Annotated in this window: 23 protein-coding genes; 7 read left to right on the top strand and 16 right to left on the bottom strand. The window is 70.6% G+C overall.

Translation table 11 applies throughout. The features are described from left to right. Positions 1 to 67: 67 nt before the first annotated feature. The 13 genes from ABT354_RS06230 to ABT354_RS06290 form a co-directional block, all read right to left on the bottom strand. Positions 68 to 895, bottom strand: coding sequence for an NAD(P)H-binding protein (locus ABT354_RS06230; protein ID WP_351489723.1), 828 nt, complete (start codon positions 893 to 895; stop codon positions 68 to 70). Between the two features lie 64 nt (positions 896 to 959). Next, a complete protein-coding gene (locus ABT354_RS06235; RefSeq protein WP_351489725.1) occupies positions 960 to 1,835 on the bottom strand; it encodes an alpha/beta hydrolase in 876 nt (291 codons plus the stop codon). Positions 1,836 to 1,996: 161 nt separating this feature from the next. After that, a complete protein-coding gene (kynU, locus tag ABT354_RS06240) occupies positions 1,997 to 3,328 on the bottom strand; it encodes a kynureninase (RefSeq protein ID WP_351489727.1) in 1,332 nt (443 codons plus the stop codon). Continuing rightward, on the bottom strand, positions 3,321 to 4,166 hold the full coding sequence (locus ABT354_RS06245; protein ID WP_351489728.1) for a tryptophan 2,3-dioxygenase family protein: 846 nt from the start codon (positions 4,164 to 4,166) through the stop codon (positions 3,321 to 3,323). Before ABT354_RS06245 ends, kynU begins: the two co-directional genes overlap by 8 nt. A gap of 206 nt (positions 4,167 to 4,372) precedes the next feature. Next, a complete protein-coding gene (locus ABT354_RS06250) occupies positions 4,373 to 4,786 on the bottom strand; it encodes a DUF3151 domain-containing protein (RefSeq protein WP_351489730.1) in 414 nt (137 codons plus the stop codon). Positions 4,787 to 4,810: 24 nt separating this feature from the next. Further along, positions 4,811 to 6,415: an MFS transporter gene (locus ABT354_RS06255; protein ID WP_351489732.1), complete on the bottom strand. Its 1,605-nt coding sequence runs from the start codon at positions 6,413 to 6,415 to the stop codon at positions 4,811 to 4,813. Positions 6,416 to 6,636: 221 nt separating this feature from the next. After that, a complete protein-coding gene (gene fbaA, locus ABT354_RS06260; RefSeq protein ID WP_351489734.1) occupies positions 6,637 to 7,659 on the bottom strand; it encodes a class II fructose-bisphosphate aldolase in 1,023 nt (340 codons plus the stop codon). Positions 7,660 to 7,943: 284 nt separating this feature from the next. After that, positions 7,944 to 8,492 (bottom strand): orotate phosphoribosyltransferase, encoded by a 549-nt coding sequence (gene pyrE / locus ABT354_RS06265; protein WP_351489736.1) that lies wholly within the window; start codon positions 8,490 to 8,492, stop codon positions 7,944 to 7,946. A gap of 284 nt (positions 8,493 to 8,776) precedes the next feature. Continuing rightward, positions 8,777 to 9,571, bottom strand: coding sequence for an aldose epimerase family protein (locus tag ABT354_RS06270; RefSeq protein WP_351489738.1), 795 nt, complete (start codon positions 9,569 to 9,571; stop codon positions 8,777 to 8,779). Positions 9,572 to 9,666: 95 nt separating this feature from the next. Then, entirely contained in the window at positions 9,667 to 10,683 is a 1,017-nt protein-coding gene (locus tag ABT354_RS06275; protein WP_351489740.1) for an SRPBCC family protein, read from the bottom strand. Between the two features lie 76 nt (positions 10,684 to 10,759). Then, positions 10,760 to 12,370, bottom strand: coding sequence for a polyamine aminopropyltransferase (locus ABT354_RS06280; protein ID WP_351489742.1), 1,611 nt, complete (start codon positions 12,368 to 12,370; stop codon positions 10,760 to 10,762). 149 nt (positions 12,371 to 12,519) lie between these two features. Further along, positions 12,520 to 13,068 carry a DUF2617 family protein gene (locus tag ABT354_RS06285; RefSeq protein ID WP_351489744.1) on the bottom strand — a complete coding sequence of 183 codons (549 nt, stop codon included), beginning with the start codon at positions 13,066 to 13,068 and terminating at the stop codon, positions 12,520 to 12,522. A 368-nt stretch (positions 13,069 to 13,436) separates the two neighbouring features. Continuing rightward, positions 13,437 to 13,742, bottom strand: a complete 306-nt coding sequence (locus tag ABT354_RS06290) for a hypothetical protein (RefSeq protein WP_351489746.1) — start codon at positions 13,740 to 13,742, stop codon at positions 13,437 to 13,439. Positions 13,743 to 14,264: 522 nt separating this feature from the next. Between ABT354_RS06290 and ABT354_RS06295 the strand changes: the two genes are divergently transcribed. Genes ABT354_RS06295 through ABT354_RS06310 form a run of 4 tightly spaced genes read left to right on the top strand, consistent with a single transcriptional unit; the run spans position 14,265 to position 18,424 of the window. Further along, positions 14,265 to 14,456: a hypothetical protein gene (locus ABT354_RS06295; protein ID WP_351489749.1), complete on the top strand. Its 192-nt coding sequence runs from the start codon at positions 14,265 to 14,267 to the stop codon at positions 14,454 to 14,456. Further along, positions 14,453 to 15,952 carry an N-6 DNA methylase gene (locus ABT354_RS06300; RefSeq protein ID WP_351489752.1) on the top strand — a complete coding sequence of 500 codons (1,500 nt, stop codon included), beginning with the start codon at positions 14,453 to 14,455 and terminating at the stop codon, positions 15,950 to 15,952. The genes ABT354_RS06295 and ABT354_RS06300 overlap by 4 nt, the downstream gene beginning before the upstream one ends. Then, on the top strand, positions 15,952 to 17,208 hold the full coding sequence (locus tag ABT354_RS06305) for a restriction endonuclease subunit S (protein WP_351489755.1): 1,257 nt from the start codon (positions 15,952 to 15,954) through the stop codon (positions 17,206 to 17,208). Before ABT354_RS06300 ends, ABT354_RS06305 begins: the two co-directional genes overlap by 1 nt. A gap of 43 nt (positions 17,209 to 17,251) precedes the next feature. Further along, positions 17,252 to 18,424 carry a pyridoxal phosphate-dependent aminotransferase gene (locus ABT354_RS06310; protein ID WP_351489757.1) on the top strand — a complete coding sequence of 391 codons (1,173 nt, stop codon included), beginning with the start codon at positions 17,252 to 17,254 and terminating at the stop codon, positions 18,422 to 18,424. A gap of 101 nt (positions 18,425 to 18,525) precedes the next feature. On the opposite strand, the gene ABT354_RS06315 is transcribed toward ABT354_RS06310, so the two are convergent. Both ABT354_RS06315 and hisS read right to left on the bottom strand, forming a co-directional pair. After that, a complete protein-coding gene (locus ABT354_RS06315; RefSeq protein ID WP_351489759.1) occupies positions 18,526 to 19,152 on the bottom strand; it encodes a hypothetical protein in 627 nt (208 codons plus the stop codon). A 47-nt stretch (positions 19,153 to 19,199) separates the two neighbouring features. Continuing rightward, positions 19,200 to 20,528 carry a histidine--tRNA ligase gene (hisS, locus tag ABT354_RS06320; protein ID WP_351489761.1) on the bottom strand — a complete coding sequence of 443 codons (1,329 nt, stop codon included), beginning with the start codon at positions 20,526 to 20,528 and terminating at the stop codon, positions 19,200 to 19,202. A gap of 447 nt (positions 20,529 to 20,975) precedes the next feature. Here hisS and ABT354_RS06325 point away from each other — a divergent pair, with 447 nt between their 5' ends. The 3 genes from ABT354_RS06325 (at position 20,976) to ABT354_RS06335 (ending at position 23,059) form a co-directional block, all read left to right on the top strand. After that, positions 20,976 to 21,797: a helix-turn-helix domain-containing protein gene (locus tag ABT354_RS06325; protein WP_351489763.1), complete on the top strand. Its 822-nt coding sequence runs from the start codon at positions 20,976 to 20,978 to the stop codon at positions 21,795 to 21,797. Further along, positions 21,797 to 22,000, top strand: a complete 204-nt coding sequence (locus ABT354_RS06330) for a DUF397 domain-containing protein (RefSeq protein WP_351489765.1) — start codon at positions 21,797 to 21,799, stop codon at positions 21,998 to 22,000. Before ABT354_RS06325 ends, ABT354_RS06330 begins: the two co-directional genes overlap by 1 nt. 156 nt (positions 22,001 to 22,156) lie before the next feature. Then, positions 22,157 to 23,059, top strand: a complete 903-nt coding sequence (locus ABT354_RS06335; protein WP_351489767.1) for a hypothetical protein — start codon at positions 22,157 to 22,159, stop codon at positions 23,057 to 23,059. 45 nt (positions 23,060 to 23,104) lie between these two features. On the opposite strand, the gene ABT354_RS06340 is transcribed toward ABT354_RS06335, so the two are convergent. Further along, on the bottom strand, positions 23,105 to 23,590 hold the full coding sequence (locus ABT354_RS06340) for a hypothetical protein (RefSeq protein ID WP_351489769.1): 486 nt from the start codon (positions 23,588 to 23,590) through the stop codon (positions 23,105 to 23,107). Positions 23,591 to 23,794: the final 204 nt, after the last annotated feature.

The following is a 23,794-nucleotide window of genomic DNA, read 5'->3' on the forward strand; positions in this document are numbered from 1 at the left end:
GTTCAGCGGGTCCCGTCCGTCATCCGGCGGCCGGCCGGAAGGCGTCCGCCGAGCGGGTCCCGTCGTCTCATCCGGCCGGGCGGAAGGCGTCCGCGTGCTCCCGCGCCCAGGCGGCGAAGGTCCTGGCGGGGCGGCCGGTGACCCGCTCGACGGTGCCGGAGACGGTGCGGCCCTCCGGCGGGGTGTCCCGGTAGACGGAGAGCAGGAAGTCGATCACGTCCTGGGTCTGCCCGGCTTCCCGCCAGCGCTCGATCGCCGCCGCCTCGCTCAGCTCCACCAGGGCGATGGCCCGGCCGCGCGCGGCGGCCAGCCGCTCGGCCTTGTCGGCGATGGTGAGGGCCTCGGGGCCGGTGAGCACATACGTCTCCCCGGCATGGCCGTCCTCGGTGAGGGCGACGGCGGCCACGGCGCCGATGTCGGCCTCGTGGACCATGGCGCTCAGCCGGTCCACGAAAGGCTCGCGGATCTCGTCGCCGGTACGGACGGGCTCCGCCCACTCCAGCGCGTTCGCCATGAACTCCACCGGCATCAGCACGGTCCAGTCCAGGCCGCTCGCGCGGACGGCGTCCTCCAGGGGGCTGGGCCCGCCGCCGTGCAGCACGGTGATCCGCCGCACCCCGGCCGCCTCCGCCAGCCCGACCAGGCGGGGCCCGGTCTCCAGCGGGGTGAAGTACGGCCCCCCGAAGGTGATCAGATGCGCTCCGGTGACACCGTCGAGGGCGTCGCCGAGCGCGTCGGGTTCGGTGAGATCGCCGCGTACGACCTCCACCACGGAGGGCAGGTCGGCGGCTTCGGGATCACGGGTGAGGGCCCGTACGGAGTGCCCGCGCTCCAGCAGCTCACGCACGATCTGACGGCCGACGGTTCCGGTGGCCCCGGTGACAAGGTGGGTCATGGGGAAGACGGTAGGGGGGCTTGCGGTCACCTTCTGTCCTCAATGCCCAAACGCCGACCGCAGGTCACCACGCGAGCTGGGCGATCTCCTCCGCCACCACCGCGCAGGCGTCCGCCGCCGGGTCGATCAGGGGGAAGTGGCCGACCTCCGGCAGCAGGGTGAGGCCGACGGTCTCGCCCGCGTGGGCCGCCGCGTCCACGAAGGCGTCGGCGACCGGGGCCGGGACCACGATGTCGTCCTGGCCCTGGACGACGACGGTGGCGATCCCGGTCGGCAGCAGCAGCGCCGGGTCGGCGTGGTCCGCCCGCGCCGCGAAGTCGTCGCCGTCACCGCTGCCGAGGAGCTGCCGTACCGCGCCCCCGCACACGTCCAGCTCCACCGCCCGGGTGAAGTCCGCGATCGGGGCGAGCGCCACCACCCCGCGCAGCGCGGGCGGCGCGGGCAGCCGCCACGGCGAGCCCACCGGGAGCACATGCCGGGCCGCCGCCCAGAGCACCAGCTGTCCCCCGGCGGAGTGGCCGGTGAGGACGGTGCGCCGGGGGTCGGCCCCGGGCACCGCCCGGGCGGCCAGCGCGGGCAGCGCGTCCAGGACGGCGGCGATATCGTCGAAGGTCTCCGGCCAGCGCCCCGCGACCGGCCCGTCCCCGCCCTGCTGCGGCAGCTCCCGGCCCCTGCGGTACTCGACGCTGGCGACGGCGAGCCCGCGCCGGGCGAGGAAGTCCGCGAAGGGCGAGACATGCCGCCGGTCGTACGCCGCCCGCCAGGCGCCCCCGTGCACCAGCACCACCAGCGGCACCCCGTCCCGGCCGTCACGTGGCCGGTAGAAGTCCACCACCTGGTCGGGATGGTCGCCGTAGGGCAGCGAGACATCCGGGTCGACGGCCGGATGGGAGAAGACCGACTCGGACTCGGCGGTGTCACGGGCCACGGGGTCCGGCATGCGGTTTCACCTTCCCGGGAAGACGCGGATGACCGCGCGTCAGCCGCGGGAGCCCAGAACCGGCACCGCGGAGAGAACGACCTTGATCAGCGGGACCGTACCAGTCCCCGCCGATCGGTCGCTCCCCTCGCCCGGCCCGGGGCGCCCGCGGTGACTCCGGGTCAGCCCTCCGTCGACACCCCGGAGTTGCCGGACGCCGCCTCAGTCAAGGGCTCCGCCAGGACCTCAGCCAGCACGTCCACCAGTACCGACGCCGCCCGTTCCGCGTCGGCGAAAGAGGTGTAGAGCGGGGTGAAACCGAAGCGCAGCACATCCGGCCTGCGCAGATCGCCCACCACCCCCCTGGCGATCAGCCGTTCCATCACGACCGGGGCGTCCGCGCAGCTCAGCGCGGTCTGGCTGCCCCGGTGACGGTGCTCGGCCGGGGTCAGGGACCGTACCGGACAGCCCGGCTCCCCCAGCCCCGTACCCAGCCGCTCGCCGAGCCGGCCATCCACGCACTCCAGGAAGAAGTCGGTCAGCGCCAGGCTCTTCGCCCGGACCGCCTCGATCGGGACCCCGTCCCACACATCGAGCGCCGCCTCCAGGGTGAGCATCGAGAGGATGTCCGGCGTCCCGACCCGCCCCCGCAGCGCTCCCTCGGCGGGGGTGTACGCGGGATCCATGGCGAACGGATCCGTGTGCGAGGTCCACCCCGGCAACGGTGAGTCGAAGACACCCTGGTGACGCTCGGCGATATAGAGAAAGGCGGGGGCGCCGGGCCCGCCGTTCAGATACTTGTAGGTGCAGCCGACCGCGAGGTCCACCCCATGGGCGTCCAGACCGACGGGGAGCGCCCCCGCGCTGTGGCAGAGGTCCCAGACGGCGACGGCGCCCACCGCGTGGACCGCCGCCGTGAGCGCGGGCAGATCGTGGAGCCGCCCGCTGCGGTAGTCGACCTGGTTGAGCAGGACGGCGGCGGTGGCCGGACCGAGCGCCGAGGCCACCGCACCGGGATCGGCGGGATCCACGGGGACGATCCGGCACCCCGTCAGCCGGGCGGCGGACGCGGCGATGTACCCGTCCGTCGGGAAGGTCCGGGCGTCCACCACCACCTCGGTACGGGCGTCTCCGTCCGGCCCCCGCCGGGCGATACGGACCGCGCCCACCACCGCCTTGAAGACATTCACGCTGGTGGAGTCCCCGACCACGATCCGCCCCGGCGCGGCGCCGACCAGCGGGGCGATCCGGTCGCCGATCCGCTCCGGCGCCGTCCACCAGCCGCTCTCGCTCCAGGAGCGGATCCGCAGCTCGCCCCACTCCCGTTCGACCACCTCGGCGATCCGGGCGGGGACATGGCGGGGCAGCGCGCCCAGCGAGTTGCCGTCGAGATAGACGGTGTCGTCCAGGGTGAACAGCTTCCGCAGCGCGGCCAGGCCGTCGGCGGCGTCCAGGGCGGCGGCGCGCTCGGCGAGGTCATCGGGCACGGTCGTCCCGCAGGAGTTCTCAGACATGGCTGCGCGCCGTCCACAGCTCGGGGAAGACCTGACCACGGGCGCGCTTCTCCAGCCAGGCCACCCCGGCGGAGCCACCGGTGCCGGTCTTGGCCCCCATGGCGCGGCGGGTCGCCACCAGATGGTCGTTGCGCCAGCGCCAGACCAGCTCGGCGACATCGGTCAGCGCCTCACCGAGCCGTACCAGCTCGGCATGGGCGTCCGGGTCCGCGTAGAAACCGGCCCAGATCCGCTCCACCGCCTCGCTGGGCTCGTGCCGGAGCGCCGGAGCCCGCTCCAGCACCTCCTGCGGTACGGGGAAACCGCGCCGCGCCAGCAGCCGCAGCACCTCGTCGTAGAGGCTCGGTTCCTGGAGCGCCTTCTCCAGCTCGGCGTGGACCCGGGGGGCACCCCGGTGCGGTACGAGCATGGAGGCGGACTTGTCGCCCAGCAGGAACTCCATCCGCCGGTACATCGCGGACTGGAATCCGGAGCCCTCGCCGAGAGCGCTCCGGTAGGAGTTGAACTGGGCGGGGGTGAGCTGCCCGAGCGGGCGCCAGGAGGCGTTGAGCGCCTCCAGCTCCCGGACGGAGCGCTTGAGGGCGTCCACCGCGACCGGGATCCGGTCCTCGCGCAGGGCGCGTCCGGCGGTCTCCCACTCATGGACGATGACGGTGAACCACAGCTCCATCACCTGAGTGGTCACCAGAAAGACCATCTCGCCGGGGTCCTCGGAACGCGGATGCTGGAGATGGGTCAGCACATCCGCCTGGACATAGTCCTCGTAGGGAGTGGTCCCCGCGAAATCCAGATGCGGGGTGGCATCGGGATGGGGGGTGGCGTCGGCGTCTTGCGACATCGCTGTCTCCTCGACGATCCGGGTAGCGGTCCGCCCCTTCCTGGTCGGTGTGGGCCCCGGTCCCCACGCGCATGATAGGCCGGGGCCCGCGCCTGCCTCCAGGGTCACCACGGCGGGTACGCCGGGCGCACCCAGGGGGGCGCGGGCCTCTGACCTGCCGGTCTCCTGACCTACAGGTCTCCGGACGCCGGTCGGCCCAGGGCCGATCAGCTCAGGGCGTCGGCGGCGGCCTCGGAGGAGTCGCGCAGGAAGGTGGTGCAGCGCTCGTACTCGCCCTGCTCCCCGATCTCCCCGGCGGCCCGCGCCAGCGCGTTCAGCGCCCGCAGGAAGCCACGGTTGGGCTCGTGCTCCCACGGCACCGGACCATGGCCCTTCCAGCCGTTGCGGCGGAGCGCGTCGAGGCCCCGGTGGTAGCCGGTACGGGCGTACGCGTACGACTCGACCACGCTGCCCCGGGCGAAGGCGTCGTCGGCGAGGAGCGCCCACGCGAGCGAGAAGGTGGGGAAGCGGGCGGCGACCTCGGCGGGGGTCGCACCGCCTTCGAGCAGCGTGCGGGGCTCGGACTCGTCGGGCAGACGGGTGGGGGGCGGTCCCCCCAGAAGGTTCTCGTGGATGGCCATGGCCCCAGTCTCCCTCAGCCGCGCTCATCGTCCCCGGCCCGGGTCGGGTCCCCGGGGCCCCTCCTCCCCCTCCGGCCCGGCACCGGGACCGCTCCGGCCCGTCTCCCCGGCCTCCGCCGCCGTCCCCGCCGCCTTCTCCGTCGCCTTTTCCGCTGCCTTCTCCGGCTCCGGTTCCGGTTCCGGCTCGCCCGGCTCCAGCGGGGGCGCGCCGACCCCGCAGCTCACCCGGCACTCCGGGTGGACACAGCTGGGGGCGGGGCGGCGGATGGTCACGGCCGCGATCACCGCGCCCAGCACCAGCACCGCCGCGCACATCGGCATCGCCCGGTCGAAGGCGGCCCCGAAGGCGCTCGCGGAGCGGTACGCCTCCGGCCCCATCCCGGCGAGCATCGGCAGCGCCGCCACCGCCAGCAGCCCGGCCGCGCGGGCGGCGGCGTTGTTGACCCCGCTGGCGATCCCGGCACGGGCGGTCTCCACCGAGGCCAGCACGGTCGCGGTGAGCGGGGCGACCAGGGTCACCATGCCCACCCCCATCACCAGGACCGCCGGGAGCACATCCGTCATGTACGAGGCGTTCTCGCCCACCCGCAGCATCAGCAGAATGCCGGCGGCGCAGATCAGCGGCCCCACGGTGAGCGGCAGCCGGGGGCCGGTCCGCTGCGCCAGCTCACCGGAGCGGGCCGAGAAGAGCAGCATCAGGACGGTGGTCGGCAGCAGGGCGAGACCCGCCTGGAGGGCGGTGTAGCCGGAGACCACCTGGAGTTGGAGGGCGACCAGGAAGAAGAAGCCGCCGAAAGCCGCGTACACACAGAAGGTCACCAGATTCACGGCGGTGAAGAGCCGGGAGCGGAAGATCGACAGCGGCAGCATGGGGTCGCTGCGGTGCCGCTCCACCAGGACGAAGACCACACCGACCACCACCCCGGCGACCCCGGCCCACCAGACGCCCTCGATCAGGGCATAGGTGACCAGGCAGAGCGCGGCGGCCCCGAGGGCCGCGCCGAGGACATCGAAGCGGCGGTCCAGATGGGCCCCGGGGTCCCGGGACTCGGGGACATGGCGCAGGGCGACGGGGACACAGAGCGCGGCCAGCGGCACATTGATCAGGAAGACCCAGCGCCAGCCGGGGCCGTCGACCAGCCAGCCGCCGACAAAGGGCCCGATGGCCGCGCCGACCCCGCCGAAGCCGGACCAGAGACCCACCGCGCGGGCCCGGTCGTCCGGGTGGAAGCTCGCCTGGATCAGGGCGAGCGAGCCGGGGGTGAGCAGGGCACCGCCGATGCCCTGGAAGGCACGGGCGAGCACCAGCAGCTCACCGGTGGGGGCGAGGCCGCAGAGGAGGGAGCCGATGGCGAACCAGATCACGCCGAGGACGAAGATCCGGCGCCGGCCGTAGCGGTCGCCGAGGGCTCCGCCGAGGAGGATCAGCGAGGCGAGGGCGAGCGTATAGGCGTTGACGATCCACTGGAGGACCGCGAGATCGGCGTCGAGGCTCTCGCCGATGCGGGGCAGCGCCACATTGACGACGGTCGAGTCCAGCAGGGCCATGCTGGAGCCGAGGACGGTGGTGAGGACGACCCAGCGGCCGGTGGCCGTGGACAGGCGGATCTCTCCCGGGCGGACAGCCATATCCGGATCATCGCAGCGTCCGGGGCCCGGCACGACCGGAACGCCCCGGATGCCCCAGGAGGGCCAGGGGACCGCCCCGGATGCCCCGGGAGGGCCAAGGGAACGACCCGGGTACCCCGAGGGGAGTCACGGCAACGGCCCGGACCCCTTTCCGGGGGTCCGGGCCGTTGGCCTGGGCGGAGCGGCCCTCTTCGCGGAGGGCCGGGACCGCCTGAGGACCACTACTTGATCCGCTTGCCCGCCGAGCGCAGCGTGCCGCACGCCTCGGTGACCCGGGCGGCCATGCCGGCCTCGGCCAGCTTGCCCCAGGTGCGGGGGTCGTAGGTGTTCTTGGAGCCGACCTCGCCGTCGACCTTCAGCACACCGTCGTAGTTGGCGAACATGTGCCCGGCGACGGGACGGGTGAACGCGTACTGGGTGTCGGTGTCGAGGTTCATCTTCACGACGCCGTTCTCCAGCGCGATGGCGATCTCCTCCGCCGTGGAGCCGGAGCCGCCGTGGAAGACGAAGTCGAACGGGTCGGCCTTGCCGTAGCGCTCGCTCACGCCCTGCTGGAGGTCCTTCAGCAGCTCGGGGCGGAGCACCACATTGCCGGGCTTGTAGACGCCGTGGACATTGCCGAAGGAGGCGGCCAGCAGGTAGCGCCCCTTCTCGCCCAGGCCCAGGGCCTCGGCGGTACGCAGGGCGTCGTCCACGGTGGTGTACAGCTCGTCGTTGATCTCGTGGGTGACGCCGTCCTCCTCGCCGCCGGTCGGGGTGATCTCGACCTCAAGGATGATCTTGGCGGCGGCGGCCACGGCCAGCAGCTCCTGGCCGATGGCCAGGTTGTCCGCGAGGGTCTCGGCGGAGCCGTCCCACATGTGCGACTGGAAGAGCGGGTTCTCGCCCTTGGCCACCCGCTCGGCGGAGACCGCCAGCAGCGGACGGACATAGCTGTCCAGCTTGCCCTTGGGGCAGTGGTCGGTGTGGAGGGCGATGGTGACGTCGTACTTCGCGGCGACGATATGCGCGAACTCGGCCAGGGCGACGGCGCCGGTGACCATGTCCTTGCTGTACTGGCCGCCCAGGAACTCCGCACCACCGGTGGAGATCTGGACGATGCCGTCGCTCTCGGCCTCCGCGAAGCCGCGCAGCGCGGCGTGGAGGGTCTGCGACGAGGTCACATTGATGGCCGGGTAGGCAAACTTTCCTGCCTTCGCCCGGTCGAGCATCTCGTTGTAGACCTCAGGGGTTGCGATGGGCATCTGTCCGCTCCTTGTGATGTGCGGGTAAGCGATATGAGCTGGCCCTGACCTGGGGGGCGACGTCATCGTCGGACCCCATCTTTCCAGACGGCCCGCGCGGCTCCACCCGGCCCGGTGCCTTCACCCCTTCGGGTGCGGTCCCCGTTTCACGTGAAACAGCCGGGCTCCCGCCGTCACCGCAGGTCAGAGGGGTGATTCCCCTCCCTGGATCCCCCCGGACCCCCCGGTCCCCCGTCCGGATCCACCCTGCCGCAGCCCCGGGGCAGCACCCCGGGGCGCGCGGATCAGGAGAGGCCCAGCTCGTCGAGGGCGTAGGCGGCGCGGTAGGGCACCCCGGCGGTCTCGCTGATCTTCTCGCCGGCCCCGGTGGCGCGGTCCACGATGGTGGCGACAGCGACGACCTCGCCACCGGCCTCACGGACGGCCTCGACGGCGGTCAGCGGGGAGCCCCCGGTGGTGGAGGTGTCCTCCACCACCAGACAGCGGCGGCCCCGGATGTCCGGGCCCTCCACACGGCGCTGCATGCCATGGGCCTTGGCGGCCTTGCGGACGACAAAGGCGTCCACCCGGCGGCCCTGCCCGGCGGCGGCGTGCAGGATCGCGGTGGCGACCGGGTCCGCGCCCAGGGTGAGCCCGCCGACGCAGTCGTAGTCGAGATCGGCGGTCAGATCGGCCATGACCTGGCCCACCAGCGGCGCGGCGGCACCGTCCAGGGTGATCCGGCGGAGGTCGACGTAGTAGTCCGCCTCCAGACCCGACGAGAGGGTCACCTTGCCGTGCACCACGGCCTTGTCCTTGATCTGCTGGAGCAGATCCCCACGTGCATCACTCATGCCCACGAGCTTAGGTCGTGTCTTCAAAGTCCCGTCTGCCGGCCGAGCCCTGGCACGCACACTCGCGATGTTGTCGTCGGTCGCCGATGCTCCGCATGGACTCCCTCCTCCGCCTTGCGATTGCACGCACCAGACCCCGCCCGGCCCGCCCTCCGGGCGAACGACGCTACTGTGAAGACACTCCCTAGGTCGTGTCCCGGGCGGGGACGGACGGCCCCGCCACCCGGCCCGACCGGGGCCCGTCGGGCGGCCGGACCGGGCCCTTCCGGCAGCCCGGCCGGGCCTCAGAGGCGGCGCCAGCTCCAGGTGGTCGCGATCTCCAGCGGGTCCACCGGGGTCACCAGCCGGGGGTGGGTGTTCAGCCCGTTCGGCGGGCCGGACTGGGGCTCCACACAGACCGCCTCCGGCTGCTCGTCGTAGATCACCACCCACTCCTCCCGGCTGCTCACGGTCAGCTCCAGCCGCTCCGGCCAGGTGACCGTGACCCGTACCCCGTCCGGCATGCCGAAGCAGTCGTCCCAGGGACCCGGCAGCGGCGCGATACGGCGGCCGGTCGGCAGATGGTCGTCGCCGCGCTCCTCCTGCCAGGCCGGGTCGAAGTCGATCCGCGCCTCGCTGTCGCCGAGGGTACGGAGGAACCACGGATGCCAGCCCGCCTGCGCCGGGAAGGAGTCCTCGGCCGCCTCGACCCCCATCCGGAGGGTCAGCGAGTCCTCGGCCAGCTCCACCGTCTGGGTGACCCGGCCGGGGTAGGGCCAGGGATCGCCCAGCTCGCAGACGAAGACGGCCTCCGTGGCGGTGTGCACGGCGGTCCGCCACGGCTGGTCCCGCACGGTGCCATGGATGGCGTGCGGGGGCGCGTTGAGCGGCATCCGGCGCAGTTCGGCACCGTCCCGGAAGATTCCGTTCTCGATCCGCCCGGCCCAGGGGGCCATCGGGAAACAGCCGTACCGCTCGCCCTGGCGGAGGAGTTCGGTCCCGCCGATGGTCAGGCTCTCGATACGGCAGCCATGGCGCGGCCCGACGGTCAACTCCACATCGCCGGCGGTCAGCCGGACCTTCTCTTCACTGCTGTTCACCCTTCGGACCCTACTGGCAGCCGTGGTTCCGCACCGCACGCACGAGGCCCCCGCGCACCGGCGACTCACGCACCGGGCCCCCGTGTACGGGCATCTCACGCACGGCGGCGCAGCGCCCGGTGGATGACCACGGCGGAGGCGACGGCGAGGGCGGCGGCGGGCGCGATCCAGCGCAGCGCCAGCCCCCGGCCGTCCCCACCGGGCGCGGGGACCGGGGCGTACCGTCCGCGCGGGGGAGCGTGGTCGACCTCCTCGGCGCTGCGCCCGATCATGGTGCGCCGGGCATGGGCGGCCTCGGCGGGCGGCACCTCGTCCGGCACCCCGTCCGGCTCGGAGAGACCCCCGAGGGCGGCGAGATCGCTGACGGCGGAGAGTTCGCTCAGATCCTGGAGGTCCTGGGCACGGGAGAGATCGAGCGGGGAGCCGGGCACGGCCTCCTCGCTCACCGGGTGCTCCCCGCCGGCCCCCTTGCCGTCCTCGCCGTCGCCATCGCCCTCGTCATCGCCCTCGTCGGTTACGGGGTGATCAGCGGGTACGGGATAGTCGGGCGCGCCGGGGTGCTCGGGCGTGGTGCCGGTGCCCGGGTGGTCCGCCGCCACCTCCGCCAGCCGCTCGCCGAAGCCGTCCAACAGCCGGTGCGCGGTCTGCTCCCGGACCCCGGCCGCCAGCTCCGCCAGCCGCCCGGTCGCGGTGGCCGTACCGCCGATGCTCAGTACGGTGCCGCCCTCGGCCGGGGCCGGACGGATCGTCAGCTCCAGGCGGACCGTGCCCTCGCCCCGGACCTCCGTGCCCTCGCCCCGGACGGTGACCCCGTCCGCCGCCGTCTCCAGCCGCAGCGCGCCCCGGTAGGTGATGGTGTGTCCGCCGGCCCGGATCCGCAGCCGCCCGGCGAGCGGATCACCGGCCCGCGCCGCACCCGCTTCCGCACCGGCTTCCGCGCTCGCCGCCGCGCCCGCTTCCGTACCGTCTGTCTCCGTACCGTCTGTCTCCTCGCCGTCCGCTTCGGGGGCGTCCGCATGGAGCCCCTGGACACAGCGGGCGAACCGCGCCGGGTCGGAGAGCACCTGGCGTACGGCGTCGGCCGGGGCCGGAACGAATACCTCGTGGTCCATGGGGTCCGAGGGTACCCAGGGGGCCGGTGCGCGTCTCCGTTTCGGTGCGGGGCCTTCGGGGAACCCCCGCGCCGGGTCAGTCCTCGTAGCGCGGATGGACCAGAGTGGAGGGCTCCAGTCCGGGAATCCGGGTGCGGGCCGTCTCCCGGGCCCCGTCCGCGAGCCCCCGCTCGCCGAGGGAGCGCAGCTCGGGCGCCCCGGGGTCGAGACCGAGCCGGGGCGGGTACGGGCGGCCCGCGAGCAGAAAGCCCCAGTCGCGCGGGGCGGTCACCGCCTCGGACGCCCGCTCGGGCCCGACGGCGAACCGGGAGAGTCCGCCGGTGGCCCGGTAGGGCGTGGTGCCGAACCCGGCCGCCCGCAGGCTGGCGTCGACCGTCCAGTACGTACGGGGGCGGGAGTCGGCCGGTCCGGCGTGGACCACCAGCCTTCCCCCGTCGGCGAGCGCCCCGGCGACCAGTCCATAGAACTCCTGGGAGTAGAACTTGGCGCTGCGGGTGGTGCCGGGGTCGGGCAGATCGGTGATCACCACATCCCAGAGGGCGGTACGGGCGGACGGCAGCGAGCGCAGCCAGGTGAAGGCGTCCCCGGTGACCACGGTGAGCCGGGGGTCGTCGTAGGCCCGGCGGTTGAGGGCGGTGAGCGCCGGGTCGGTACGGGCCAACCGGACCACGCCCGGGTCGAGTTCGACCACGGTGACCGAGTCGGTGTCCGGGTAGCGCAGCGCCTCCCGGGCGGCGAGCCCGTCCCCGCCGCCGACGATGAGCACCCGGGTGTGCCGTCCGCGCATCGCGGGGTGGACCAGGGCCTGGTGGTAGCGGTGCTCGTCCCGGGCGCTGGCCCAGAGCCGCCCGTCCAGGAAGAGGTCGAGCGGGCCCCGGGGGCCGCCGGTGAGGACGACTTCCTGGATGTCGGTCTTCACCGCGACCCGGACCCGGTCGCCGTAGACCGCGCGGCGGGCCGCCCGCTCGAAGTCGTCGACGAGGACGGTCGCGGTGCCGAGGACGGCGAGGACGGTGGCATTGGCGACGAGCAGCCAGCCGCGTGAGCGCGGGGTGAGGTCATGGCGGAAGAGGCAGAGCACCAGCAGCCCGCCGACCACGGCGTTGACCGCGCCGGTGAAGAGTCCGCTGGTGAGCTGGCCGAGCCAGGGGAGCAGCAGAAAGGGGAAGGCGAGCCCGCCCACCAGCGCGCCCACATAGTCGGCGGCGAAGAGGTCGGCGACGGTGCCGTCGAGGTCCCGCCGGGAGATCCGCTGGATCAGGGACATCAGCAGGGGGAGTTCCGCGCCGATCAGGACGCCGATGGTGAGCGAGAAGGAGACCAGCACCACCCGGGACTCCCCCAGCCAGGCGAAGGAGGCGTAGAGCACCAGCGCGGAGCAGCCGCCGATCAGCGCGAGGGAGAGTTCGAGCAGCCCGAAGCCGACGACGGCCCGGCAGCGCAGCCGTTTGGCCAGCAGGGAGCCGACGCCCATGGCGAAGACCATCACCGAGAGCACCACGGAGGCCTGGGTGACCGAGTCGCCGATGAGGTACGAGGCGAGGGCGACCAGTTCCAGCTCGTACACCAGACCGCAGGCGGCGCAGACGAAGACCACCAGCAGCACCAGCCAGCGGCCCGCCGCAGGGCGCACCGGCAGGATCGGTGCCTCCTGGGGCGGTGCCGATTGCTGCGTCTGGTCGATCATGCAGTAACGCTACGTCACGATTCTGACGCGGCTTGTCACCCACACGTGTGCTCCTGCCCTGCGCGGGCGGGTCCGGGCGCGGCGGGTCCGCACCGGAGCGCGGGCCGGGTGCCGCCCGCGATCCGGCGTGGGAAACGCCCCCTGTGTCACTACCGTGCGACGGCCTCGGGAACGCGCCGCGCGCGCTGCCGCTGGGAGACGGCGCCGACCCGGGTACGGGTGACGACCAGCCGCCCTTCCTGGGGGTAGGAGTGCCAGGTGCGCCACCGCACCTGGCCCTCCGCCCGTTGCGCCATCATCGCGGTGAAGGCGTGCGGGGAGCCGGGGAAGGTCCCGGCGAGCGAGTGCGGATGGTCGGCGACCAGGGCGAGGAGTTCCTGTGCGCGCCCCGCGAACGAGCCCTGTGAGAGGGTCTCGACCCGGGCGGCGAACTCGTACTCCCAGTCGCCGATTCTCTTGGCCACGCCCAGCGGCAGCGGTGTACTGCTGCCGGGCATGCAGGCGACGGTCTCGGAGCAGGTGCCCCGCTCCTCGTCGAGCAGCACTTGATGGGAGGCACCGAGCAGCCTGAGCTGGAGTTTGGCTCCGGATAGCTCCAGGTCGAGAACGGCCAGGGCGGGAAGCGGCTCCCGTCCGAGTGCCCAGGCGAGATCGTCGGCACGGGTATCGGTGTAGGCGGTACTGAGGGTGGTGAGCATGGATCGGCTCCGCAAACACGCGTCGGCGGTGGATACGTGAACCTGAGGCGCCCCCTGAGCGGGAGTTCACGAAGTGGGGGGACCGCCTGGGTCGGGGCCGTGAAGCAGGCGCCCGACGGCTGTGGGTTCCAACAGGTTCCGTCAGCGACTGAATCATGAAGTACGCGGCGCTCGCAGTGTTTTTACCCAACTTGAAGGGGTTTCCATCCGCTAGGGGGCCTTACGGTTCACCTGTTCAACCACCCGCCCCGTACGGCCCTCCCGGCGCAGCGCACGCCGGAGCGCCCGGCGGGATACTCCGCCGGGCGCCCCACCCCCCTCGGCGTCGTCCGGTCAGCGACCGGACGGGGAGCCGCTGCCCCGTGCCATCAGCTCCCGCCGCCGCAGGAGGAACCTCCGCCTCCACAGGAAGACGAGGAGGAAGAGGAGGACCCCCCGGAGTCACCGCAGGAGTAGCTGTCCCACCAGCTCCCACCGGACCCGCCCCCGTCGGACCCGCCCCCACCGGACCCGTCGTTCCGGGTACGCGACCAGTAGGGCCTGCGCGGCGGCAGCGCCGCCCGCTTGCTCCGTACGACCTTCACCGAGGTCATCGCACCCAGCGCGAAGATCAGCAGCACGCCTCCCATGACCACGGCCGCGAACGTCACCAGAACCCAGAAGAAGATGTCCATCGAGCACTCACCGTCTTTTCTGTCCCCCGAAGCGAGCCCCCCGCGCCCTTGCGTGACCGCTTCCCGTTGGATCTTTCGAGATTTTTCCCCATCCACGCCTGTCTCTCCGGCGTGGAGGGGAAATGCCCGGGGCGCACCGGCGCCAAAGCAGACTTGAGGAAGTCCAGAGCTTCCCCGGAGGATGGCGCCATGGCGACCATGGATGGGCCGGGCACCCCGGCCGGAGCAACCCGCCGGCTCCGGCATACCCAAGCGCGCCATCAGGAATCGCAACCAGATGCCGCTCAGCACCCCCACCCAACCCGGTCGCCGTCTTTCCCTGCATGCGAAGCCTTCTCACGAACCCCAAAGAGTGTGCACTGCATATGACCCCTGTCGGCGGGGGCATCGCCCTTGGTGAAATCCCAAACGCCGTGCACCAAGCGTCTCGCAGGCTGCGCCTTCTACTGTCCTTCCTGACGACGGGGATCGCGTGACTCTCTCACGCTTCTGGAAATCCCCCCGACCTCAGGAAGGAAGCACGTGCAGCAGAAGGCGATGTACGTGATCATCGCGGTCCTCGCGGCGTTGGTGGCCGCACTCGTCGGCAGCCTCGTTGCCATGGCCGAAGAGGGGAAGCCCACGGTGGCCCTGAAGGCCGGAGCGGCGACCTTCGCCGGCGCCCTGACCCTTCTCCTCGGAGTCATGCTCAGCCTGGGCGTGGTGGGCTCATGAGCGATATGGGGACCGTGCGAAGAAGCGGGCGTATCGAGGGCCTCGCCGCGCCCCAGGACTTCGCGGAGGTACGTCGGTACCGAGCCCTTCTCGCCCGCCTGATGAACGCTCACGACGCGGCTCGGCTTGTCCTCGGGCTCCTCCATCTGAGCCGGAAAGCGCGCGCCGCGCCCGGGGCAGGTGTTCCCACGTGGTCGTGGCTACTGGGCAAGGCCGCGGAGCGCAGTCCACTGATCGGGCCTTTTGTGAGCCAGTGCCTCGCCCACTGGCTCCCCGAGATGGACAACAGTGGCGACGGCACCGGCACGAGGGACTTGATTCCCGTTCCGCCTCGCGGGGCCGATGCCGCACTCTGCGGTCTCATCCTGGCGATCGACTCCGTTCAGCAGCCCCGAGCATTGCTCGACCACTGCCTCCGGGACCTCTCCGCGGAACAGGCTCGCGGAAACCACTACTTCACCCCCGACGACATGGCCCGGCTCATGGTGGGCGCCGCCGCACCGCAGGATGGGGACAGCGTGTTGGACCCCGTATGCGGTTCGGGTGGGCTGCTGGTCGCGACCCACCGTTACATCCATGAACGCGTTGAGCTGAGCCCGACCATGTCCTTGCGAGGGAAGGAACAACACGCCCATACCTCACAGGTCGCCCGCATGAACCTCGCCGTGCGGGGTGTCGAGGCCCAGGTCTTCCCGCCGGGGGACAGCCTCGCGGAGCCGGAGTCCGATCGCTACGACATCATCCTTGCCAACCTTCCGTTCAATCAGCACGACTGGGCGCCGGAGGACCAGAATGTCCTGAGCTCTCGGGCGGGTCGCCAGATCCCCCCTGACCCCCGGTGGCCGGAGGAGGCCCCACCCAGGGGGTCCGCCAACTCCGCATGGATCCTGCACATCGCCCACGCGCTGGCTCCGCAAGGCCGAGCAGCCTTCCTGATGGCCGACAGCGTGGCCAAGAGCCCGCAGCCCTTCGCACAAAGACTGCGCCGGAAGCTGCTGGGAGCCGACCTTGTCGAATGCGTGATCGCTCTGCCACCCCGTGTATTCGGCCACACCGACGCCACCGCCTGCCTGTGGGTGCTGAACAAGGACAAGCGCGCACGCCCCGGCTGGAGCACCATCGACCGTCGCGGGCAAGTGCTGTTCATCAACGCGCGGCGGTCCTTCGAACGCGTCTCGAAATCGGGGGCACGGCGGCTGGGTGAGGCACACACAGAGAGAATCCTGGCCACTCTGGCGGCCTGGCGCGGCGCTGAGGCGGACGGGAGCGCGTCCACGCTCTACCACGATGCTTCCGGCTGGTCTCAAAGCTGCCCGACCGAGAAGATCGCCAAGCGCGAGCACAACCTCATGCCCACTTCGTGGGCTACGGAACCTCCAGGTCTCGAACGTGACACACAGGCCCGAATCGATCAGCTCAAGGACGAGCTGGCCGAGAAGCTCAGCCGGGGCCACGCTCTCGCATCACAGTTGCTGGAAGTTCTGGAGGAGATCTGATGACCTCAGCGGACGACCACGACGGCATCGCCACAGAAGCCTGGCAGACAACCGCCATCATCAAATTTCATGAGAAGGATATGTACACAACGTCGGGCGTCCTTTATGACGACCTACCCGGCCTTGTGGGCATCGTGAGCTCGACGCACGTCAGGGACGGAAGGATCCGCTCGCCTCGAACCGGCGGGCGCGGCCCGGGGGACTCCCGCCCCAGCCGCGCAATCCTCAAGGAGGGCGACCTGGCCGTCGTCCTCGTCGGACGGACGGGAGAATCAGCTGTCGTCACGGCCGAACACGCCGGATGGACCGCGACCAGGTCGATCGGCATCATCCGCGCGGCCCCGCACATCGTGAGCTGGCTTCGCATCTGGTTGCGGACGCCCACGGCACAAGCACGGATCGAGGAGGCTGTGACGGCACACGTCGAGCCCACAGTGAGCCTCGAAACGCTCCGCCGCATGCCGTTCCCGCTTCCTCCACCGCACACCATCGCCAAGTACCACGAGGCCTTCAGCCTCATCGAGGAGATGGTCGATCTCCGCCAGGCAGCCGCGCGACAGGTGGTGGAACTGGCCGACGCAGTCCATGGTGACTGGTCCCTCGCACATCCGGCAGAGGAAACACGACTGCTCAGTAAGGTCGCCACGGCGAAAACAGGCAAGGGCCCCGCGCGCTCGCTACCTCGTCGAACGAAAGGGTCCGCCACCGACGCGGTCACCCCACGCGATCTCTTCGACCTCACAGTGCCCCATCTGGAGAGCTTCCGCCTGGGCAGCTCGGCGGATGCCGGGGAGACGTGGGCTCCCGGCACCTTCATGCTGAGCACCCGCCCCGACGGCGCCTACATCGCCGTGACACAGCACCCGGCGTCACCCAGCAGGGGCGTCGTGGCACTGCGGCCTGTGGACGATACGGACAGCTGGTGGCTCCTCCACGAGCTGAGAAGCCGGAGCGGGGAGATCGCGCAGATCGCTCAGGGCCGAAACGCCCGGGAGATCTCCGCGCGCGCCATCTCCTCGCGCCTGAGCGTCGCCTGGCCGGACCCGATCACCCGCGCGGACTTTCACCGCGTGGCCGACCCACTGCACGCCATGGCCCGGCAGCTGGTCTCCGAGAGCGCGACACTGTGCGATCTGAAGGACGCGCTTCTGCGCGACATCTCGGCCAAGGCTGGCGTTCTCCAGGAGCAGGAGACGGAACCAAGCGAGAGGCACGCTGACTCCAGCCGACCAACCGGTCATGAGTCAGGATGGTGATCGCTGAAGAATCGACGGGCACCCGAGTGAGAACGGTGGAGACATGAACACCAGACCGCTGCTGAACCGCCGGCTGGCCGAGTTCGGCACCACGATCTTCGCGGAGATGTCGGCGCTGGCGGCGGCGACCGGCTCCATCAACCTCGGCCAGGGCTTCCCCGACACCGACGGCCCCGAGGAGATCCGCGAGGCGGCGGTCCGGGCCATCCGCGACGGCCGGGGCAACCAGTACCCGCCGGGACCCGGCGTCCCCGAGCTGCGCACCGCGATCAGCGACCACCAGGCGCGCTTCCACGGGCTGACCGTCGACCCCGACACCGAGGTCCTGGTGACGGCCGGCGCCACCGAGGCCATCGCGGCGGCGCTGCTCGCCCTGGTCGAGCCCGGCGACGAGGTCATCGCGCTGGAGCCGTACTACGACTCGTACGCCGCCTGCGTGGCCCTGGCGGGCGGCCGGCGCGTCCCGGTCACCCTGCGCCCCCGCGACGGCGCGTACCACCTCGACCTGGACGAGCTGCGCGACGCCGTCACCGACCGCACCCGGCTGCTGTTGCTCAACACCCCGCACAACCCCACCGGCACGGTCCTGACCCGCGCCGAGCTGACCGCCGTCGCGGAACTCGCCGTCGAACGCGATCTGCTGGTGATCACCGACGAGGTGTACGAGCACCTGGTCTTCGAGGGCGAGCACCTCCCCCTCGCCGCCTTCCCCGGCATGCGCGAGCGCACCCTCACCATCAGCAGCGCGGGCAAGACCTTCTCGTACACCGGCTGGAAGGTCGGCTGGATCACCGGCACCCCGGAGCTCGTCTCGGCGGTCCGCGCCGCCAAGCAGTACCTGACATATGTCGCCTCCGGCCCCTTCCAGTACGCGATCGCGGAGGGCCTGCGCCTGCCGGACACGTACTTCACCGGCCTCCGCGACGACCTCCGCCACAAGCGCGATCTGCTCTGCGCGGGGCTCACGGACGCGGGATTCACCGTGTACCGCCCGGCGGGGACGTATTTCGTGACGACGGACATCCGCCCGCTGGGCGAGGAGGACGGTTTCCAGTTCTGCCGGAAACTCCCCGAGCGGTGCGGGGTGGTGGCGATCCCGAACGCGGTCTTCTACGACCATCGTGAACAGGGCGCGCCGTTCGTACGATTCGCCTTCTGCAAGCGGGAGTCGGTCCTCGGCGAAGCGGTGGACCGGCTGCGGAAACTCACCGTGTGACGCACGGTGGCCCGCCGCGTGACAGAACGATGAGTGAGGCCCCGTTCCGGCTTGGAGTCACCTGGGGAGGTCGACGGATGCCGGAACGGGGTCCTCCCTGCTTACACCGCCACGGGCTGTTCGTCGAGATAGAGCAGCGCCGTGATGGTCTTCTTGCACACGTCACAGTGCATCGGGGCCTCGATACCGGCGAGGTCGCATTCGATGGAGGTGATGCGGTCCACCACGCCGGTCGCGACCTCACCGTCCCAGGCTTTCTGCCACCGCCCGGTGTTCTCCTGGAGGCGGGCAACATATCCCCGCGTCATCTCGTAGAACGCCCGAACGCCGTGCTCCTTCATATAGCCCCAGTTGAACTCAAGACTCCTGAGCACCACGGGGAACGGGTGGAGCGCCTGGGTACGTCCCCAGGTCTCCAGGACATCCGCGACATCCAACCGGCCGGCACGCTCGTCCAGCACGCCCCACACACCGGAGGTGTCGCAGTCGTCGAGCACCTGGTCCAGGATGCCCGCGCAACGGCGAAGGTTCGCTTCCTTCACCTGGAAGACCCGTGTGACCTCCGCACGCGTGCCGTCCGACGGTTCCTTGCGGGCCGCGCCGATGGCGCGGGTCAGCTCCGTACTCAGGGCCGCCTCATCGCAGAGGGCGTCCCCGAAGCTGAGCCAGGGGTCCGGAAACCCCCGCTCAGCGGTGATCCGGAAGATGCGATCGCCTTGCGTTCCCATCCGCTCCTCCTCGGAACAAGCCGACGGCGGAAAGGGTCCGCCGCACGTCAACTGGATGGTGCGCACCGCCGCGCGACCTCTGCGGCGGCCTGATCGAGCGGGACCTGGATCTGCTCGCCACTGTCCATGTCCCGCAAGGTGACCGTAGCGGCTTCACGTTCGGCCGCACCGTAAATCACGCAGTATCGGGCCCCCTGGTCACCGGCCCATTTCATCTGCCTGGCGAACTTTCCACTCGACCCGAGGTAGACACCTGTGCGAACCCCGGCACGGCGGATCTCAGCCGCGAGACGGAAGCTGTCGGCGGCCTGCTCCTCGCCCATCACCGTGACGGCAACATCGATCTGGGCATACGAGGATTCGTCCGCTTGGTCGAGCAGGGGCAGGATGCGCTCGATGCCCAGCGATCCGCCGCACGCCGGGGAGTCCTTGCCGCCGAGACGGCCGATGAGACCGTCGTACCGTCCACCGGAGGCGATCGATCCGGGCATGCCGGAAGCCACTACCTCGAAGATGATCCCGGTGTAGTAGTCGAGCCCACGTACGAGGTTTGGCGTGAACGCGATGCGCTCGGCGGGGATGGCGCCCTTGGTCAGTTCCAGCAGCCGGTCCACCTCGGCCAGCCCGGCCTGTCCGGTCTCGCTGGACTTCAACTCGCCCCTGACACGCTCCACGGCATCGGGCGCCGTGAGGTCGTCCACCAGCCCCTGGGCCACCTCCGCCGACAGACCACGGCCGGCCACCAGCTCGGCCACAACGGCCTCCGGAGCGAGCTTGTCCAGCTTGTCGAGGGTGATCAGCACACCGGAGCCGAGATCGTCCGGCACGCCGTACGCCTCCAGCAGACCGAAGAGGGCGTGCCGGGAGTTCACCAGGAAGCGGAACTCCGGCACCCCCAGAGCCTCAAGAGCGTCGTGCAGCGCCAGAACCACTTCCGCGTCCGACAGCGGCGAGGACGAGCCGACGATGTCCAGGTCGCACTGGACGAACTCGCGGAACCGCCCTTTTCCGGGACGGTCGGCCCGCCACACAGGCGCGATGGCGAACCGCTTGTACGGCGACGGCAGCTGACTGCCATAAGCCGCCGCCGCGCGGGCCAGGGGGACGGTGAGGTCGTAGCGCAGGGCGAGATCGGCCTCACCGGTCGCCTCGTGTTCGCCACGCCGAAGAATCTTGAAGATCAGCTTGTCGCCCTCGTCCCCGTACTTGCCGGTGAGCACGTCAAGTCGCTCAAAAGCCGGAGTCTGGAGCGGCTGGAAGCCGTAGCGGGAGAACACCGTCCGGATGGTCGCGAAAGCGCGCTCCCGCCGCTCGAACTCGGCAGCGAGGAAATCACGGGTTCCGGACGCGGGGTCGAACTGCTTCAGGGAGGCCATGCGGACATAGTCCCGGAAGCCGGTGGCCAGGAGCAAAACACATCGACAGGGTGTCTCATGTGCTCCCCGCCCCTTCCCCACCGGAGGCAACTCAGGTGACCGGCCGGGCCCAACCTTGCATGGGATGCACATATTTGCACACCTTCACCGCGCGGGTCAGGGAACCGTCTCGCGATGCCTGCCATGGCCCGCGATCAGAATAAAAGGGCATGCAGAGAATGCAACTGGCACCCATATTCCGATGCCGCTGCATTTCTCTCAATCGAAACTCACCGACCACATGCGATCACAGTCGATCCTTGACAGCGAGCGTCGACGGTGAGGAGTTTCCTTTCCTTTGAATTTGCCTACAGGGGCCGCTCCATGGCTTCATACTGGGTGCGAAGACACACCTTCACCAGTCCCGAAGTCATTCCACATCACTTGGAAACAAGGGGGATTGCACACATGTGCGAATCATCACCCGAACCGGCGAATGGATTGCAGTGGTTCGGCAAGGAACTGGAAGCGGCACTTCTGCATGCGGGGAAGTCGCAGTCGGAATTGTCGGAAGCGACGGGGTACAAGCAGCCCTATGTGTCGAAGATCAAGCACGGGCACGCGATGCCGAGCGAGCACTTCGCGGTGAGCTGTGACACCTACTTCGACACGAGCGGGTCGTTCGCGCGGCTGCGGAGGCGGATCAGTCGGCACGGGCATCCGGAGTGGTTCGTGCCGTACCTGGAACTTGAGGCCCAGGCGGTGGCAATCCGGGACTTCTCCTCGTACCTGGTGATGGGCCCACTCCAGACGTGGGCCTATGCCGAAGCTCTCTACCGGGCCGCGAACCCGCGTGATAGCGACGACACCATCAGGGAGAAGATCACGGCGCGTATGTCCCGCCGGGAGGTCCTGGAGCGCCCGAACCCACCGCTGCTCTGGGTGGTCCTGGACGAGTCGTGTCTTCACCGCGTGGTGGGTGGGCGAGCCGCGATGCACGAGCAGATGGAACACCTGCTGGCCATGGCCCAGACCCCGGACATCACCCTCCAGATCCTGCCCTACGACTCGGGGGCGCCAGCCGCTGCCGAAGCCTATACGCTGCTGACGTTCGATGGTCCTGACCAATCCCCGGTCCTCTACGCGGAGGTACAAGGGGTGGGACACGTGACGGACTCGGCTTCAACCGTGGTCACCGGCACCGATCGGTACGAGCGGTTGTGCGCCGACGCGCTGTCCCCCAAAAAGACACTCCGCGTTCTGCGTGAAGCGATCAAGGAGTTCGCCTGATGAGCAGCACGGACAGTTTCATCTGGATCAAGTCGAGCCACAGCAGCGGCGACGGCGGCCAGTGCATCGAATGGGCCCCCGCCCACGCCACCACCACCGGCACCATCCCCGTCCGCGACAGCAAGCACCCCCACGGCCCCGTCCTGATGGTGTCCCCCACCGCCTGGACCGGCCTGATCCACATGGCCCGCGCCACCGCGTAACCACCCCGGCGCCAAAGAAGCCCGCCGCCCCGCACCCGGGCCGGCGGGCTTCGTCGTCTCAGCCGACCCGGGACGACAGCGGCTTCGCACCCTGACGACCCTCAGAAATTGATCAAGTCCGGCATAGGCCCACAGCCCTTGGCGCATCATCCGGCCATGTCGGAATCCGTAACCCCAAAGACCCCAGAGGACACATCTGCCCAGCCACCTGGAAAGAAGGAAGCACTCCAGGCGATCGCCACCGTACTGGGGCTGACCGGAGTGCTGCTGACAGGAATCCAGTACTGGGCCGTGGACCGCTTCTTCGCACAGTTCGATGTCACGGCGGAAGAAGTCGGACTGGACACCGGAGTCCTGTTGACGCGCGTGGCCACCGCGCTGGTCTTCATGGGTGCCATGGTCGTCCCCCTCCTGCTCTTCTGCCCGGGTGTACTGGCCATCGGCATGACGGAGGACTCGAATCGAGGCCGGGCCTATCGTGTCGTGACGGATACGCTCCGGAACCACCCCTGGGTCAGGACCCTCTCCCTGTCCGCACTGGCGGGACTGGGCTGGGCAGCCATAGTGATCCTCGAAGGCCCCAGCGCCATGCTCTCGGAAGGCACCTGGGCAATGGTGTGGGCGTGCGGCGCCATCCTCGCCGCGCCGGCTCTGCACCTCGTCGGCAGACACCGGACGCTGGGATCACTACTCCGTCTCTGCCTGGTGGTCTTCCTCGTAGCCGGCCTCTGCATGATCCTTCTGGGTAATCTGACGGAGAAACACGGCGCACAGGCCGCTACGTCCGCGCGCCAGAACACTTGGACGTATCTGCTCGGAATCCGCCTTCACTACGTACAGGCCGACTTCGCCAAGACTGCGGGCTCTACGTCACCCCCGGACGGCACCATGCTCTATCTGGGCCAGTCCAATGGGGTTCACGTCCTCTACGACTGCGCGACCATGGCGGTGGTGCGGAAGTCTGCCACGCAGGTTCAGCTGACCAACGGGATCGGCCCAGGCCGGGAACGGTTGGCGCGCTCGGTCGCGGACTCCTGCGGACAGGATGTCGGCTGGTGAGACAGGCCCCGCAGGAAGCTGACCCAGGCTTCCTGCTTTCGAGGTTCACCGGGAGACCTTCGCCGGCCCCAGGGCGTCACCGCCGAGCGGGCGCAGGGCCTCCCTCAGGTCCTCCGGGTCGGCGTTGATCCGGGCCGTCGCCCGCCACGACACCAGCGTGCGGTGCACCGCCTCCCCGGCCGCCAACTCCACCGCTTCGGAGAGCGCTTCGAGCAGCTCTCCGGCGAAGACAGGCATCTCCTCGCCGTCCAGATGCCGCACCCAGGGAAACCACCCGGGCAGCGCCCGGTCCAGGATCCGGGCGCCCTCGGCGTCATGGCGCAGCGGCGCGAAGCGGGCCGTGAAGCGCGCCGCGACCGTCTCCAGGTCGCCGGATAAATCAAGCCCCCCTGGGGGTCCCCCCGGACGAAGTCTGGGGGAGTTTGAGGAGCGGGGTTCGGGGCCGTCCCCGACGTCTGCCCGAGGCTGCTCGGGGCCGTCCCCAAGAAGGACGGTGATCGGCGACGGGACTTCGTCATGGGCGGAGCACATGGGCGGACCGTACCCGGACAGACGCGCGCCGCGCGGCCGCTTCAGCCGACCGGGTGGCAACCGACCGGCAGCCGGTCGTGTCGGGGGCGCAGCGCTCGCGTGGGGGCGCGGGGGCGCGGAAGGTCTCCTTGACGACCCGCGCGCCCGGAGGTGTTCCCTGTCCGCAGAGACCTTCGACGACACCACGGCGCAGCGCGCCCTGCC

This window comes from Streptomyces sp. NPDC000594 (assembly GCF_040299965.1).
Taxonomy (GTDB): domain Bacteria; phylum Actinomycetota; class Actinomycetes; order Streptomycetales; family Streptomycetaceae; genus Streptomyces.